Source organism: Nonomuraea ceibae, assembly GCF_019396325.1.
Taxonomy (GTDB): Bacteria; Actinomycetota; Actinomycetes; order Streptosporangiales; family Streptosporangiaceae; genus Nonomuraea; species Nonomuraea ceibae.
The window spans coordinates 17,098-31,778 of record NZ_JAHKRO010000032.1; the positions used below are offsets into that span (position 1 = coordinate 17,098).

Annotated in this window: 17 protein-coding genes; 7 read left to right on the forward strand and 10 right to left on the reverse strand. The window is 72.8% G+C overall.

What is annotated here, in order from left to right:
• Positions 1–31: 31 nt before the first annotated feature.
• The gene (locus tag KME80_RS21105) at positions 32–997 is read left to right on the forward strand and encodes a helix-turn-helix domain-containing protein (protein ID WP_219507610.1); all 966 of its coding nucleotides are present in this window, start codon (positions 32–34) and stop codon (positions 995–997) included.
• Here KME80_RS21105 and KME80_RS21110 read toward each other — a convergent pair.
• Together KME80_RS21110 and KME80_RS21115 are read right to left on the reverse strand one after the other, a co-directional pair.
• Positions 973–1,617 (reverse strand): dihydrofolate reductase family protein, encoded by a 645-nt coding sequence (locus KME80_RS21110; RefSeq protein WP_219507611.1) that lies wholly within the window; start codon positions 1,615–1,617, stop codon positions 973–975. The two genes, KME80_RS21105 and KME80_RS21110, sit on opposite strands and share 25 nt — an antisense overlap.
• 60 nt (positions 1,618–1,677) lie before the next feature.
• Positions 1,678–2,640, reverse strand: coding sequence for an alpha/beta hydrolase (locus KME80_RS21115; protein ID WP_246645325.1), 963 nt, complete (start codon positions 2,638–2,640; stop codon positions 1,678–1,680).
• 175 nt (positions 2,641–2,815) lie between these two features.
• Here KME80_RS21115 and KME80_RS21120 point away from each other — a divergent pair, with 175 nt between their 5' ends.
• Complete coding sequence (locus tag KME80_RS21120) at positions 2,816–3,205, forward strand: hypothetical protein (RefSeq protein ID WP_219507612.1); 390 nt, start codon at positions 2,816–2,818, stop codon at positions 3,203–3,205.
• Positions 3,206–3,221: 16 nt separating this feature from the next.
• Here the strand turns inward: KME80_RS21120 and KME80_RS21125 are convergent, their stop codons facing one another.
• The 4 genes from KME80_RS21125 to KME80_RS21140 all read right to left on the reverse strand — a co-directional run bounded on the left by KME80_RS21125 (position 3,222) and on the right by KME80_RS21140 (position 7,487).
• Complete coding sequence (locus KME80_RS21125) at positions 3,222–3,878, reverse strand: maleylpyruvate isomerase N-terminal domain-containing protein (RefSeq protein WP_219507614.1); 657 nt, start codon at positions 3,876–3,878, stop codon at positions 3,222–3,224.
• A gap of 41 nt (positions 3,879–3,919) precedes the next feature.
• A complete protein-coding gene (locus KME80_RS21130; RefSeq protein WP_219507616.1) occupies positions 3,920–6,310 on the reverse strand; it encodes an ATP-binding cassette domain-containing protein in 2,391 nt (796 codons plus the stop codon).
• A 114-nt stretch (positions 6,311–6,424) separates the two neighbouring features.
• Positions 6,425–6,835 (reverse strand): VOC family protein, encoded by a 411-nt coding sequence (locus tag KME80_RS21135; RefSeq protein ID WP_219507617.1) that lies wholly within the window; start codon positions 6,833–6,835, stop codon positions 6,425–6,427.
• A gap of 58 nt (positions 6,836–6,893) precedes the next feature.
• Positions 6,894–7,487, reverse strand: a complete 594-nt coding sequence (locus tag KME80_RS21140; RefSeq protein ID WP_219507619.1) for a TetR/AcrR family transcriptional regulator — start codon at positions 7,485–7,487, stop codon at positions 6,894–6,896.
• Between the two features lie 55 nt (positions 7,488–7,542).
• Between KME80_RS21140 and KME80_RS21145 the strand changes: the two genes are divergently transcribed.
• The gene (locus tag KME80_RS21145) at positions 7,543–8,340 is read left to right on the forward strand and encodes an SDR family NAD(P)-dependent oxidoreductase (protein ID WP_219507621.1); all 798 of its coding nucleotides are present in this window, start codon (positions 7,543–7,545) and stop codon (positions 8,338–8,340) included.
• On the opposite strand, the gene KME80_RS21150 is transcribed toward KME80_RS21145, so the two are convergent.
• Positions 8,330–8,764, reverse strand: coding sequence for a MarR family winged helix-turn-helix transcriptional regulator (locus tag KME80_RS21150; RefSeq protein WP_219507623.1), 435 nt, complete (start codon positions 8,762–8,764; stop codon positions 8,330–8,332). The two genes, KME80_RS21145 and KME80_RS21150, sit on opposite strands and share 11 nt — an antisense overlap.
• Before the next feature lie 55 nt (positions 8,765–8,819).
• On the opposite strand from KME80_RS21150, the gene KME80_RS21155 reads away from it, so the two are divergent.
• Positions 8,820–9,428 carry a TIGR03086 family metal-binding protein gene (locus KME80_RS21155; RefSeq protein ID WP_219507625.1) on the forward strand — a complete coding sequence of 203 codons (609 nt, stop codon included), beginning with the start codon at positions 8,820–8,822 and terminating at the stop codon, positions 9,426–9,428.
• Between the two features lie 10 nt (positions 9,429–9,438).
• Positions 9,439–9,852: a RidA family protein gene (locus KME80_RS21160; protein WP_219507627.1), complete on the forward strand. Its 414-nt coding sequence runs from the start codon at positions 9,439–9,441 to the stop codon at positions 9,850–9,852.
• Between the two features lie 77 nt (positions 9,853–9,929).
• Here the strand turns inward: KME80_RS21160 and KME80_RS21165 are convergent, their stop codons facing one another.
• Complete coding sequence (locus KME80_RS21165; RefSeq protein ID WP_219507629.1) at positions 9,930–10,553, reverse strand: TetR/AcrR family transcriptional regulator; 624 nt, start codon at positions 10,551–10,553, stop codon at positions 9,930–9,932.
• Between the two features lie 119 nt (positions 10,554–10,672).
• On the opposite strand from KME80_RS21165, the gene KME80_RS21170 reads away from it, so the two are divergent.
• Positions 10,673–11,095, forward strand: a complete 423-nt coding sequence (locus KME80_RS21170; protein ID WP_219507631.1) for a hypothetical protein — start codon at positions 10,673–10,675, stop codon at positions 11,093–11,095.
• 186 nt (positions 11,096–11,281) lie between these two features.
• Here the strand turns inward: KME80_RS21170 and KME80_RS21175 are convergent, their stop codons facing one another.
• Positions 11,282–12,001, reverse strand: a complete 720-nt coding sequence (locus KME80_RS21175) for a VOC family protein (protein ID WP_219507633.1) — start codon at positions 11,999–12,001, stop codon at positions 11,282–11,284.
• A gap of 246 nt (positions 12,002–12,247) precedes the next feature.
• Here KME80_RS21175 and KME80_RS21180 point away from each other — a divergent pair, with 246 nt between their 5' ends.
• Positions 12,248–14,317: a SpoIIE family protein phosphatase gene (locus KME80_RS21180; protein ID WP_219507634.1), complete on the forward strand. Its 2,070-nt coding sequence runs from the start codon at positions 12,248–12,250 to the stop codon at positions 14,315–14,317.
• Here the strand turns inward: KME80_RS21180 and KME80_RS21185 are convergent.
• Entirely contained in the window at positions 14,314–14,670 is a 357-nt protein-coding gene (locus tag KME80_RS21185) for an SdpI family protein (protein WP_219507635.1), read from the reverse strand. The genes KME80_RS21180 and KME80_RS21185 overlap by 4 nt on opposite strands.
• Between the last annotated feature and the right edge of the window lie 11 nt (positions 14,671–14,681).

The following is a 14,681-nucleotide window of genomic DNA, read 5'->3' on the forward strand; positions in this document are numbered from 1 at the left end:
CCGGAACGCCATTACCCATACAATTCCGGACATGACCACCGTCGCGCTGGCCGTCACCGACGGCATGCTGCACTTCGAGCTGTCCCTCGCCTACGAGGTGTTCGGGTTCGCCCCGGCCGGCGTCGAGCCCTGGTACGACCTGGCCGTGTGCGGCCCGGCCCCGGTACGCGCCGGCCGGTTCCTGCTGGAGCCCGACCACGGCCTCGGCCACCTCCCGCGCGCCCACACCGTGATCGTCCCGGGCTGGGCCGACGTCGACGTGGACCCGCCCGCCGACCTGGTCGACGCGGTGCGCGCCGCGCACGAGGCGGGCGCGCGCGTGGTCTCGCTGTGCACGGGCGTGTTCGTGCTGGCCGCCGCCGGGCTGCTCGACGGGCGGCGCGCCACCACCCACTGGGCGCACACCGAGGTCCTGGCGTCCCGCTACCCCGAGGTGACGGTGGACCCCGACGTCCTGTACGTGGACAACGGCAGCGTGCTGACCTCCGCCGGGAAGGCCGCCGCCATGGACCTGTGCCTGCACCTGGTACGCCTCGACCGGGGCTCCTCGGTGGCCAACGTGGTCGCCCGGCGGCTGGTCGTGCCGCCGCACCGGGACGGCGGCCAGGCCCAGTTCGTCACCACGCCGGTGCCGGAGCCGGGCAACCATCCGCTCACCGGCCTGTTCCCCTGGGTGATGGAACGGCTCGACCAGCCGCTGACCGTCGAGGACCTGGCCCGCCAGGCGCGGATGAGCTCGCGCACCCTGGGCCGCCACTTCAGGTCGGTCACCGGCACCACGCCGCTGCAGTGGCTGCTGACGCAGCGGATCCGGCGCGCCCAGGAGCTGCTGGAGACCACCGGCGAGAGCATGGACGCCATCGCGGCGGCCACCGGCATGGGCACCGCCACCACGCTGCGCCGCAACTTCAACCGCGCGGTGGGCGTGGCCCCGGACGCCTACCGCCGCACCTTCCGCTCACGCGCCGCCGATCAGCGCCTCCAGAACAGCAGGTGAGTCATGCCGCTCGGGCTCGGCACCGTGTCGAGATGGAAGCGGTCGAGCAGCTCGGTGTGGCTCTCCCACAGCCGCTCGCCCCGCCCGAGCTCGACCGGCGCGACGGCGATGTGCAGCGTGTCGACCAGGTCGGCCGCCAGGAACTCGCGGATCGTGGCCACCCCGCCGCCCAGGCGCACGTCCCGGCCGCCGGCCGCCCGCCTGGCCCGCTCCAGCGCCTCGGCCGGGCTCGCGTCGAGGAAGTGGAACGTGGTGTCGGCCAGCGTGAACGACGGCCGTACGTGATGGGTGAGCACGAAGACCGGCGTGCGGAACGGCGGCCGGTCACCCCACCAGCCCTGCCAGTCGTGGTTCTCCCACGGGCCCCGCTGCGGGCCGAACTTGTTCCTGCCCATGATCTCCGCGCCCATGTTGTTGCCCCAGTCGCGGGTCAGGTAGTCGTCCAGGCCGCGCGTGCCGCCCGGGTCGGTCCGGTTCACCCAGCTCGCGGTGGCGCCCGCCCAGGACCACATCGGGCCGGGATCGGCGTGGCCGAACGGCCGCTCCAGGCTCTGCCCCTCGCCGGCGCCGAACCCGTCCCTCGACACGGTGAAGCACTGCACCTTCAGCAACTGCGACATTCGTCCTCCTCTGACAGCTTCGTCTCGGAGGTGGTCGGAGCCGCCGGCGGATTCTTGCGCTCAGGCCAGCAGCCGCCGCAGCCAGCGCAGCCGGGCCGCCCTCGCCTCCTGTGACAGCACCGCCTGCGGCGCCATCAGGTCGAACCCGTGGAAGGCGCCCGGCCACACGTGCAGCTCCGCCTGTCCGCCCGCCTGCCAGAGCCGGGTGGCGTAGGCGACGTCCTCGTCGCGGAACGTCTCGGCCGAGCCGACGTCGACGAACGCGGGCGGCAGCCCGGACAGGTCGCCGGCCCGCGCCGGGGCCGCGTACGGGGACACGTCCGGCCCGCCGCGCGCGTCGCCGAGCAGGGCCGTCCAGCCGGTCTCGTTCGAGGTGCGGTCCCAGATGCCCAGGCCCGCCATCTGCGCCGCCGACGGCGTGTCGTTGCGGTCGTCGAGCATCGGGCACATGAGCAACTGGCCGATCAGGGCCGGGCCGCCCCGGTCACGGGCCATCAGGGCCAGCGCCGCCGCCAGTCCGCCGCCCGCGCTGGGCCCGCCCACGACGAGGCGCGCCGGGTCGGCGCCCAGCTCGGCGGCGTGCTCGGCGGTCCACACCAGGCCCGCGTAGCAGTCGTCCACCGGCACGGGATGCGGATGCTCGGGGGCGAGCCTGTACTCCACGGACACCACCACCAGGCCCAGCTCCAGCGCCCAGTCGAGCAGGTCGTCGAGCCCGGTGCGGGCGTCGCCGAACATCATGCCGCCGCCGTGCGTGTAGTAGATCGCCGGAAGCGGCGTGGCGGCACCCGCCGGGCGGCACACCAGCAGCGGCACGTCGCCGTGCGGGCCGGGGGCCGTGTGCTCGCCGACGACGAGCGCGCCGCCCCGGGACAGCTCCTCGTCGGTCTGCGACGGGATGACCTCGCGGGCCGCCCGCAGGGCGTCGAGCGTGTCCAGGGTCATCGACGGCGACACGTACTCGGCCAGCACGGCCAGCGCCGCGCCCAGCTCCGGATCGAACGGCACCGGTGGTGAGCTCAAGGAAGTCCTCCGGACTCTCGGTGGCTTTCGGCTGTGGTGCCATCGTGCGCCCCGAACGGCCCGCGGGCGAGGGCCCCGGCGGTCGCGGCGAAAGCGCGTCGAAAGCGGGCGGGCGTAACGTCCCTGGTCAGGTAAGCCGAACGAAGCCCCCGCCGCCTAACGGAAAGGACCGCTCATGACCAGGAAGAGCACCGTGATCGCGCTGTCCGCCGCCGCGACCCTCGCGCTGGCGCTGATGGCGCCCCCGGCCTCGGCCGGCGACACCACCGTCTGGGGCTGCAAGCCGGGCAATGTGTGCCTGTACAACGGCAACCAGACCCCGGACTACCTCCACTACCAGACCGCCGGGAACGTTCCGGACGGCAAGTCGTTCTGGGTGATCGTCAACAACGGCCGTCAGCAGAACGGCGCCGACCACGTGTACTTCGAGTACCGGCACCAGGGCGGCTCGAAGTGGTATCCGAAGTGCCTGCACTTCTACCCCGGCAGCGGCTACAAGCTCGACCTGCGTGACGGGGCCGTGGGCGCGACGATCAGGAACATGTACTGGGGCGGCGAGTGCTGAACCGCCCCGGGGCGGTTCAGCCGATGACGAAGGGCAGCCTGGCCGCCAGCTCGCCCAGGTCCGCCGCCTCCGCGCGGGTGGGCGCGCGCCGTCCGGTGCCGACCAGCAGCGCGTCGGCGTCGGAGAACGACGCGGGGAACGCGGCGCCGGCGATCCGCTCCAGCATCGCCCTGGACCGGGCCGCCCCTTCGGCGGGCGGCCCGGCCGCGCCGGGCAGGTGCGCGACCAGGTCGAGGTGGTGCAGCGTCCACTCCAGGACGTAGGCGGTGAGGTAGTCGCCCGCGGTGAGCACCACGTCACGGGTGCTCACCCGCAGGCTCGGGTCGGCGAGGGCGGCGGCGCGCCCGGCGGCCGAGCCGACGTCGTCGAGGTGGAACTTGAGCAGCCGGGGCTCCTCGTATGCGGCGGCGAGCCGGACGATCAGCGCGTCGAGCGGGTCGTCACCGGTCGGCGGCGTCCGGCTGACCTCCCAGTAGGTCACCGCGTCGCGGGTCGGCTCCGCGTCGGCGGGGGTCACGAGCGTGATCAGGACGTCCTGGGCGTCGATGACCAGGTGGCACACCAGGTCACGCACCAGCCAGCCGGCGCAGCCGGACGGCCGCGCGAAATCGTCGTCGGTGAGCTCTGCGACCGCGGCGCGCAACGCCGCCCACGACCGGATGAAGGACTCCACGACGAGTACGCTAACCGACGCCGCCGCTGACGGGCCGGTCGCTACGCGCCCACGTAGTCGGCCAGGTGCTCGCCGGTGAGGGTGGAGCGGGCGGCGACGAGGTCGGCGGGCGTGCCCTCGAAGACGACCCGGCCGCCGTCGTGCCCGGCGCCGGGGCCGAGGTCGATGATCCAGTCCGCGTGCGCCATGACCGCCTGGTGGTGCTCGATGACGATGACCGACTTGCCGGCGTCGACGAGCCGGTCGAGCAGGCCGAGCAGTTGCTCGACGTCGGCGAGGTGCAGCCCGGTGGTCGGCTCGTCGAGGACGTAGACGCCGCCCTTGTCGGCCATGTGGGTGGCGAGCTTGAGCCGCTGCCGCTCGCCGCCGGACAGCGTGGTGAGCGGCTGGCCGAGGCTGAGGTAGCCGAGCCCGACGTCGGCGAGGCGGCCGAGGATGGCGTGCGCGGCCGGGGTGCGGGCCTCTCCGGAGCCGAAGAACTCGGCGGCCTCGGTCACCGGCATGGCGAGCACCTCGCTGATGTCGCGCCCGCCGAAGCGGTAGTCGAGCACCGCCGGCTGGAACCGCTTCCCCTCGCAGTCCTCGCAGGTGGTGGCGACGCCGGCCATCATCCCCAGGTCGGTGTAGACGACCCCGGCGCCGTTGCAGGTGGGGCAGGCGCCCTCGGAGTTGGCGCTGAACAGCGCCGGTTTGACGCCGTTGGCCTTGGCGAACGCCTTGCGGATCGGTTCGAGCAGCCCGGTGTAGGTCGCCGGGTTGCTGCGCCGCGAGCCCTTGATCGCGCTCTGGTCGACGGAGACGACGCCCGCCCTGGCCGGGATCGATCCGTGGATCAGCGAGCTCTTGCCGGATCCGGCGACGCCGGTGACGACGCAGAGCACGCCGAGCGGGATGTCCACGTCGACGTCGCGCAGGTTGTGCCGGTTGGCGCCGCGGATCTCCAGCTTGCCGGTCGGCTTGCGTACCGTGTCCTTGAGCCGGGCGCGGTCGTCGAGGTGGCGGCCGGTGATGGTGCCGCCGGCCCGCAGGCCCTCGTAGGTGCCTTCGTAGCAGATGCTGCCGCCGTCCGTGCCGGCGCCGGGGCCGAGGTCGACGACGTGGTCGGCGATGGCGATCGTCTCCGGCTTGTGCTCGACGACCAGGACGGTGTTGCCCTTGTCGCGCAGCCGCTTGAGCAGGTTGTTCATCCGCTGGATGTCGTGCGGGTGCAGGCCGATGGTGGGCTCGTCGAAGACGTAGGTGACGTCGGTGAGCGCGGAGCCGAGGTGGCGGATCATCTTGGTGCGCTGCGCCTCGCCGCCCGACAGCGTGCCCGCGGGCCGGTCGAGCGAGAGGTAGCCGAGCCCGATCTCGACGAACGACTCCAGGGTGTGCAGCAGCTTGGCGAGCAGCGGCGCGACCGACGGCTCGTCGAGGCCGCGGATCCACTCGGCCAGGTCGCTGATCTGCATGGCGCAGGCGTCGGCGATGTTGATCCCGGCGATGCGCGAGGAGCGGGCCTCCTCGCCGAGCCGGGTGCCGTCGCACTCGGGGCAGGTGGTGAAGGTGACCGCCCGGTCGACGAACGCCCGGATGTGCGGCTGCATGCCTTCGCGGTCCTTGGACAGGAACGACTTCTGGATCTTGGGGATCAGGCCCTCGTACGTGAGGTTGACGTCGTCGACCTTGACCTTGGTCGGCTCCTTGTAGAGGAAGTCCTGCAGTTCCTTCTTGGTGTAGTCGCGGATCGGCTTGTCGGGGTCGACGAACCCGGACTCGGCGTAGACGCGGACGGTCCAGAAGCTGTCGGACTTCCAGCCGGGGATGGTGAACGCGCCTTCGGAGATCGACTTGGAGTCGTCGTAGAGCTGGGTGAGGTCGATGTCGGAGACCGTGCCTCGGCCCTCGCACCGGGTGCACATGCCGCCGATGCGGGTGAAAGTCGCCTTCTCCGTCTTGCGCGCGCCGCGTTCGACGGTGATCGCGCCGCTGGCCCGGACGGTGGGGACGTTGAACGAGAACGCCTGGGGGGAGCCGATGCGCGGCTGCCCGAGGCGGCTGAACAGGATGCGCAGCATCGCGTTGGCGTCGGTCGCGGTGCCGACGGTGGAGCGCGGGTCGGCGCCCATCCGCTGCTGGTCGACGATGATCGCGGTGGTCAGCCCGTCGAGCACGTCGACCTCGGGCCGGGCCAGCGAGGGCATGAAGCCCTGGACGAACGCGCTGTAGGTCTCGTTGATCAGCCGCTGCGACTCGGCGGCGATCGTGCCGAACACCAGCGAGCTCTTGCCCGAGCCCGAAACGCCGGTGAACACCGTCAGCCGGCGCTTCGGGATCTCGACGCTGACGTCCTTGAGGTTGTTGACGCGGGCGCCGTGGACGCGGATCAGGTCGTGCGTGTCGGCGTCGTGCCGCGCAGGCGACTGCGCGTCCTGGCCAGGGGCCGTGCTCATGCTCTCTCCATCTGTTTCTGCTCAGGCTCGCTGAGGTCGCCTTCGCGCACTCGCCGGGGTGTGATCCGACCAGCTTCGAGGTTATTCGTCGGTCTCAGGTGCGTGGCGCGCCGGTCACCGCGCTTCGTTGATGCGGACCAGGTTGCCCGCCGGGTCACGGAAGGCGCAGTCGCGCACGCCCCACGGCTGGCTGGTCGGCTCCTGGACGACGTCGGCGCCGGCGGCCTGGACGCGCTTGAACGTCTCGTCGAGGTCGGGGGTGGCCAGCGTGATACCGGCGTAGACGCCCTTGTCCATGAGGCTGGCGATGGCGCGCTGCTCGTCCTCGCTGACGTTCGGGTCGGTGACGGGCGGCTCCAGCACGATGCACGTGCCGGGCCGGCCGGGCGGGCCGACGGTGATCCAGCGCATCCCCTCGGCGCCCACGTCGCCGCGCACCTCGAAGCCGAGGGCGTCGCGGTAGAAGGCCAGGGAGGCGTCCGGGTCGTCGTACGGGAGGAAGCTTGCGTAAATGGTGATGTCCATGCAGGTCACGCTAGGCCGGGGGAGGGGCGGGGCGCTTCTCCATTCCTGACCGATGCGCTCAGCACGCCCGCATCGCCGCGCGGGCCTGCTCGGCCGACAGGGGAGGGGCGGGCAGCGGCCGGGCGGCGGCGGCGCGCAGGCCGTCGAGCGAGAGCGCCAGGTGCCGCCGCCAGGCTCCCGGCGCGACGTCGTGCGTGGCCTTGACGGTCGCCGCGACGCCCCAGATCACGAAGGCCAGGTCGGTGAGCGTGACGTCGTCGCGCAGGTCACCGGACCGCCGGGCGCGGTCGAGGATCTCTTCCATCAGCGCGGGGCCGCGGTCGCCGGCCGCCGCGGTCCGCGCGGCGAGGTCGTTGTAGCCGAGGTCGGCGGCCTGGAGCTCGCACACGCCGGTCAGGAACGCGGTGAACCCCTCCCAGGCGTCGCCGGCCGCGAGCGCCTGTTCGGCCAGTTCGCTCACCCGGGCGACCCGGTCGGCGAACACGGCCTCCACCAGGGCGTCACGGGTGGGGAAGCGGTTGTAGAGCGTCCCGATGCTCACCCCGGCCGTGCGGGCGATCTCCTCGAGCGGCACGTCGAGCCCGCGGTCGGCGAACAGCCGCCGGGCCGCCTCCAGGAGGCGTTCGCGGTTGTGCACGGCGTCCTTGCGCATGTCCGCAAGCTTAGCTAACTTGAGGTCCATCTCAACTTGAGGAGGATCTCAACTTATGTCCCGCACCATCGTGATCACCGGCGGCACGAGCGGCATCGGCCTCGCGCTCGCCCGCCACCACGCCGGGCGCGGCGACCGCGTCGTGGCCGTGGGCAGCAGCGAGGAAGGCGGCCGCCGCCTGCGCCAGGAGGCGCCGGGAGCCCGGTTCGTCAGGTGCGATCTCAGCTCGGTGAGCCGGACCCGCGACCTGGTGGCACGGCTCGCCGCCGAACACCCCGTCATCGACGCCCTGGTGCTCGCCGCGTTCCGGTTCAACCCGGCGCGCGTCGAGACGGAGGAGGGCTTCGAGCACACCTTCGCCCTGTACGTGATCAACCGCTGGCTGATGGCCGAAGGGCTGCGCGGCCCGCTGGAGCAGGCGCCGCGACCGGTGATCGTCAACCTGTGCGGCGCCGGGCAGGGCGGCCGCATCCACTGGGACGACCTCCAGCTCAGGAACGGCTACCGGGGCTTCACCGCGACCATGCAGGGCGCCCGCGCGAGCGAGCTGCTGGGGGCGGCCTACGGGTCCGCCGGCATCCGGTACGTGCTCTACAACCCGGTGTTCGTCGCGACGAGCCTGCACACGCCCTTCCGGCAGCCGTTGCGCGCGCTCGTGCGGGCGGGGTCGGCCGTGTTCGCGCAGTCCGTGAGCAAGGCCGTGCCGCCGATCGCCGCGCTCGTCGAACAGCCGCCGGCGGCGCCGCTCACGGCCTGGAAGAAGGGCAGGCCCGTCGCCATCACCGTGGACCCGGCCGAGGCGCGGCGCTTCGAGCAGGCCGTCCGCGCCCTGGGCGGCCCCGTCAGAGCGTGACCTCCGCCTCCCGGACCAGCCGGTGGAGCGTGTGCAGGGCGCGCAGGAAGGTCTCGCGGTCGGCCTCGGGCAGGTGGGCAAGCAGGCGGTCCTCGGCCTCTTGGATCCGGGCGCGGATCGAGCCGCACAGCCGGTGGCCTTCGCCGGTGATCGCCAGGATGCGGGCGCGGCGGTCGCGCGGATCGGGCTCGCGGGTGATGAGCCCGGCGGCCTGGAGCCGGTCGAGGGTGCCGATGATGCGGGTCTTGTCGGCGCCGATCGCCTCGGCCAGCGCCGCCTGGGTGCGCACCGAGCCGTCGTGGAGCGCGCCGAGCACGGCGTAGCCCCACATGGTCACCCCGTGCTCCGCCAGTACGGGCCGTTCGGCGGCGATGAGCGCCTGCAGGAGCGGATGCAGCATCTCGGCCAGGTCGCGTCGGCTCATGACACGCCCGCGAAAACCTTTTGACAGATGATAAGCATGCGCAGATCATAAGCCAATGCCTACAAATGGGGAACCGATCGTCGCGCTCGACGCCCAGGCGGTCCAGGTCAGCGTGGAGCTGGCCGCCAGGGTGCGGCAGCCGGACCTGTCACGCCCGACGCCCTGCGCCGGATGGACGGTCCACGACCTGCTCGCGCACATGGCGGCCCAGCACCACGGGTTCGCCGCGGCGTCCAGGGGCGACGGCGGCCTGGCCCATTGGGAGACGCGCCCGCTCGGCGCCGACCCGGCGGCGGGCTACCGGGCCTCGGCCGAGCACGTGCTGGCGGCGTTCGCCGTCGACGGCGTGCCGGAGCGCGACTTCCCGCTGCCCGAGTTCGGCAGCGGGGCGGTCTTCCCCGGCAGGCAGGCGATCGGCTTCCACTTCATCGACTACGTCGTCCACTCCTGGGACCTGGCCAAGGCGCTGGGCGCCGGGGTCGAGTTCCCGCCCGGCCTGCTGGAGGCCGCGCTGGCCGTGGCCAAGGCCGTGCCCGACGGCGACACCCGCCGCGCGCCACGGGCGCCCTTCGCGCCGGCGCTCGCCTGGGAGGGCGGGACGAAGCTGGACGAGATCGTCGCACACCTGGGCCGCTCACCGAGCTGGCCCCGGCAACAACCATGAGGAGCATGCCATGAGCAGTGTCAGATTGGTCCGCAACCCCCGGCTCACGCAGCAGGTGGACTACGCCTACGCCGCCGTCGCCGACGCGCCGGTGCGCAACATCTGGGTGGCCGGCGCGTGCCCCCTCGACCTCGACGGCGACACCGTCGCGGCCGGCGACTACGTCGCCCAGACGCACCAGGTGATGCGCAACCTCGTGATCTCGCTGGAGGAGGTCGGCGCGTCACTGACGGACGTCGCCAAGACCACCGTGTACGTGGCCTCCTCCCGGCAGGCCGACCTGGTCGCCGCCTGGGAGGTCTATCGGGAGTACATGGGCGAGCACGACGTGCCCAGCACCCTGCTCGGCGTGACCGTGCTCGGTTACGACGACCAGCTCGTCGAGGTGGAGGCCGTCGCCGTGCTCCCGGGCGCGGGCGGCTGAGCTCAGAGCCCTCGTCGTACGGGCGGAACCACGGCCGTACGACGAGGACGGCCAGCGGCAGCGCCGCGAGGGCGCCGTCATGTCCGGCGCGGCGGCGGCTTGACCGGCTGCCGGGGGGCGCTCCAGAGCGCGCTCAGCGGCCGCATGCCCTCCTCGACGTAGTCGGCGATGGGGCGCTCGCCGCCGTCGAGATACCACTGCTCCAGCGCGGCGAAGTAGCCGAAGGCGAGCGCGTTGGCGATCACCCGGGCCTGCGTCCGGCTCACCTCGCCCGACTCCGCGATCAGCGGGGCGATCCGCTGACCGGCGCGGTCGAGGGTGCCGCAGACGGCCGTGCGCACCGACGGCTCGGCGAAGAAGTAACGCACCCTGCGCCACGGGCTCCTGCCGGCCGGCGCCGCCTCCCCGGGATCGGGCGCGGCCTCGTAGGCGCGGACGGCGCGCAGCAGGCTGCCGACGGGGTCGCGCGGATCCAGGAACTCCTTGAGCCTTTCCGGGCTCATGGTGTCGAACTCGTCGGCGACCAGGATGCCCTCCTTGGTGCCGAAGTAGCGGTAGACGGACGACGGCGACACCTCGGCGGCGGCGGCGATCTCCTCGATCGTGACGGCCCCGAAGCCCTTCTCGTCGAACAGGTCGAGGGCGCTTTCCTGGATGGCGCGCATGGCCTTGAGCCGCCAGCGTTCGCGTAGCCCGGTCATGCCGGCACCCTACCAGGTTCCAGCAAGCTGCTCTCTTCTGACATTGACTGTCTGAAACACGGGACGTACAGTCACATGCTTGAGACAGTGACTGTCTCAAACCAAGAAGGGGTAAGACGATGACGAGAGACCGAAGCGCGCTGGCGCTGCTGTATCTGGGGGCCGGGCTCACCGCCCTGGCCGCCCTCGTCCCGTTCGCGAGCCGGTCACTCCTGGCCGGTCACATCAGGGCGGGCTACCCGTCCTACGGAACGGGCGCGATCGACGCCGCCGTCACCGCCTACCTGGTGATCCTGGCCACGGCCGGGGCACTGGGGCTGGCCGGCTGGCTCGGCACGGCCTGGGCGGCCCGCGCGGGCAGGCGGTGGGCCCGCGCGGCGGCGATCGGCCTGCTCGTGGCCGGGGCCTGCGTCGCGGTCGCCGCGCTGACCGTCCGAGACACCTCGGGGGACGTGGGGCTCGCGCCGCTGCTGGGCTGGCTGCAGGTCCTGCCGTGCGCGGCCGGACTCGCCGCCGTCGCGCTCTGGAGAAGACCGGCGTGACCGGCCGCGCGCTCGCCGCCCTCAAGCGCCGGAGCACCGGGCCGGGATCCTGCGCGGCTACGTCACCGCCGCCCCCGGCGCCCGCCCGCACCTGGGGCTCACCCCGAGGTCACCGATGCGGGAGTTTCACCGGATCGCGCCCGCCCACCCGGTCTTCCGCGTCCACCGGCGCACCCTCCAGCGGGGTCAGCCGGCAGGCAGCACGCAGAACTCGTTGCCGTCGGGGTCGGCCATGACCACCCAGGGGACGTCGCCCTGGCCGAGATCGACCCGCTGCGCGCCGAGCGAGAGAAGGCGGTCCACCTCGGCCCGCTGGTCGCCGTCCGCGGGCGTGAGGTCGAAGTGCGGCCGGCACTTGCCGTGCTTCTCCTCCACCGGCGGGCCGCCCCAGGCAATCTTGGGGCCGCCGTGCGGCGAGCGGATCGCGGTCTCCTCGTCCTGGTCCCAGACCAGCGGCCAGCCGAGCGCCTCGCTCCAGAAGTAGCCGACCTGCTGCGAGCCGTCGCAGGAGAGCGCGCCGATGAACCCGCAGTCGGCGAGGAACTTGTTGCCCGGCTCGATGACGCAGAACTCGTTGCCCTCGGGGTCGGCGAGGACGACGTGCGGATCGTCGGGGCTCTGCCCGATGTCGATGTGCCGGCCGCCCAGTTCGAGCGCGCAGGCCACCGTCTCGCGCTGGTTCTCCAGCGAACTGCTGGTCAGGTCGAAGTGCATCCGGTTCTGGACGGGCTTGTCCTCCTGGGACGGGAGGAACCGCAGCCGGAACCCGGTGTCGTCGGCCGGCAGGAGCGTGATGCCCTCGCGGGGATCGTCGGCCGACTCCCAGCCCAGGACTCCGGCCCAGAACCGGGCGAGCCGGACGGGATCGTGGGCGTCGAAGCTGAGCGCGACGAGCTGAGAGGTCATCCCGCGTCTCCAATCAATCAGGTACGGGTCTGTCACGTATGGGCGGATCGCGGCAGCAACGCTAGCCCGCGCCCGAGCCGCCACGCCAACGAATATGCGCCGGACGGCGACGCACGGTTGGCATGCCTTTGACCAGGACTGGTGAACTCCTTCGTACGGTCACGCGTGTCACGCGGCTCGTGCTGACCGTCCGCCGCCCAGCATGTGATGACGTCCTGCTCGCGCGCGTCATCGGGAGGAGTCATCATGAGCGGTGCCGGGGAGCGCGATGGCGACGGTGTCAGCGGGCTGACCTTCGAGGTGCTGGAGCCCGCGCCCGTCGGGATCGCCGTCACCCTCGGCCACGACCACCGGCTGCTCTACACCAACCGCGGCTACCGGTCGCTGTTCGGCGAGCGCCCGCTCGGCGTGCCGATCCGGGAGGCGTTCTCCGACCTCGTCAAGAAGGACTACTTCCTGCTGTTCGACCAGGTCTTCGACACCGGTGAGCCGATCGTCGTCACCGACATGCCGGGCGATCCGACCCTGCTGACCGAGAGCGGGCAGGAGCGGTTCTTCACGTTCAGCCTGTCCCAGACGACGTTCGACGACCGGCCGCTCGCCGACCGGCGCGGCGTCCTGGTGATGTGCCTGGAGGTGACGGACCAGGTCGGCTCCGCCCGCGAGATCCAGCACATCGCCGACGAGCGCCGCCGCATCCTGCGCCGCTACGAGAGCCTGGTACGGGTGAGCGCGCAGATCATCTGGGTGACCGGTCCCCAGGGCGGCGTGAGCGAGCCGAGCCCCGGCTGGGAGCGGGTGACCGGGCAGCCGTGGGAGGAGTTCCGCGGCGAGGGCTGGCTGCACGCCCTGCATCCCGACGACCGGGCCGAGGCGGCGCAGTCGTGGCAGCGCGCGCTGGAGCGGGTGCCCGACCGGTGGGAGCACACCTACCGGCTGCGCACCACGGAGGGCGGCTACCGGCACTTCCAGGTCCGCGCCGTGCCGATCAAGCAGGACGGCCGGGTGATCGAGTGGGTGGGGAGCTGCACGGACATCGAGGAGCAGTGGCAGGCGCAGCGCCGCCTGCGCCTGCTGAGCCGGGCCGCCGAGGCGATGGCCAACCGCACGTCCGTGGAGGAGATGCTCGGCGCCCTGGCCGACGTCATCGTGCCCGAGCTCGCCGACGGCTGCGGCGTCCACCTGGTGACCGATCTGGCGGAGGGGCTGGCGGGGGAGACGACGCTGGTCGTCGAGCGGGTGGCGACGGCGGCGGGCCCCGGGCTGCCGCGCATGCCGCGCTTCAGCGCCCAGCGGCTGCCGTCCGACGCGCGGTTCGTGCGCGCGGTGCGCCAGGCCAGGCCGTTCCTGGAGACGTTCCCGCCGGGCTCGCCGCCGCCCGACCTCGGCCCGGCGGGCACCCGGACCTGGCTGGAGCTCAGCCACGCCAACAGCCTGGCGATCCTGCCGGTGTCGGTCAACGGCACGGTCGCCGCCGTGGTCACCGCGGCGACCTGCGGCGACCGCCCGCCGATCGGCCGGGCCGGGATCGACCTGCTGCGGCAGATCTTCGAGCAGGCCCACGACGCGCTGCAGAACGTCATGCACTTCCAGCGGACCCGCCAGATCGCCTTCGCCCTGCAGCACAGCCTGCTCGCGGACCCGCCGCGCGTGCCCGGCCTGCTGATCACCGCCCGCTACCGGCCCAGCCTGGCCGCCGCCGAGGTGGGCGGCGACTGGTACGACTCGTTCGTGCTGCCGGACGGCGCGACCGTGCTCGCCATCGGCGACGTGGCCGGGCACGACCTGCGCGCCGCCGTGGCGATGGGCCAGCTCCGCAACATGCTGCGCGGCATGGTGGTCGACCGGCGCGAGCCGCCGGGGGAGATCCTGTCCCGGCTCAACATGGCGACCGAGACGCTGTACGGCGACGAGACGGCGACCTGCGTGCTGGCCAGGATCGAGCCGCACGACGGCGGCCACCGGCTCAACTACGCGGTCGCCGGGCACCCGCCGCCGCTGCTGGTCACGTACGCGGGCGAGGGGCGTTTCCTGACGGCGGGGGCCAACCCCCTGCTCGGCGTGCCCTACCCCCGCGAGTACGTCTCGGCGCGCGAGCCGCTGCCCCCGGGGGCGACGCTGCTCCTCTACACCGACGGCCTGGTGGAGCGGCCGGGGGAGAACCTCGACGACGGCCTGGCCCGGCTGAGCGAGCACGCGGGCGAGCTGGCGCGGGCGCCGCTGGAGCAGTTCTGCGACGAGGTGCTGAGCCGCATGCCGGTCTCCGGGCAGGACGACGTCGCCATGATCGCGCTGCGCATGCCCGGCCCCGGCTAGCGGGACGGTCGGGCGTCGCCGTCGTCGACGGCCTTGGCGGCCCGGACGCCGGCCACGCCGCCCGCCACGGTCATCACGAGCAGGCCGGCGATCGTCACGTAGGCGGCGGTGACCTGCCCGGACGGCATGAGCCACACGGCCGCGCCGCCGGCCAGCCCAATGCCGCCCGCGACCAGCATGGGGACGCCGGCGGCCTTGTTGGCGGCCCGGAAGGCGGCCTCGCTGCGCATCGTGCCGGGGGTGCGGACGCCGACGGCGCCGTTGCGGGGCAGCCGCTCGGTCAGGCCGAGGAAGCCGGTGACGACCACGGTGAGGCCTCCGGCCGCGAGCACGTACGGGAGGATCTCCACCATTCGATCGTAAA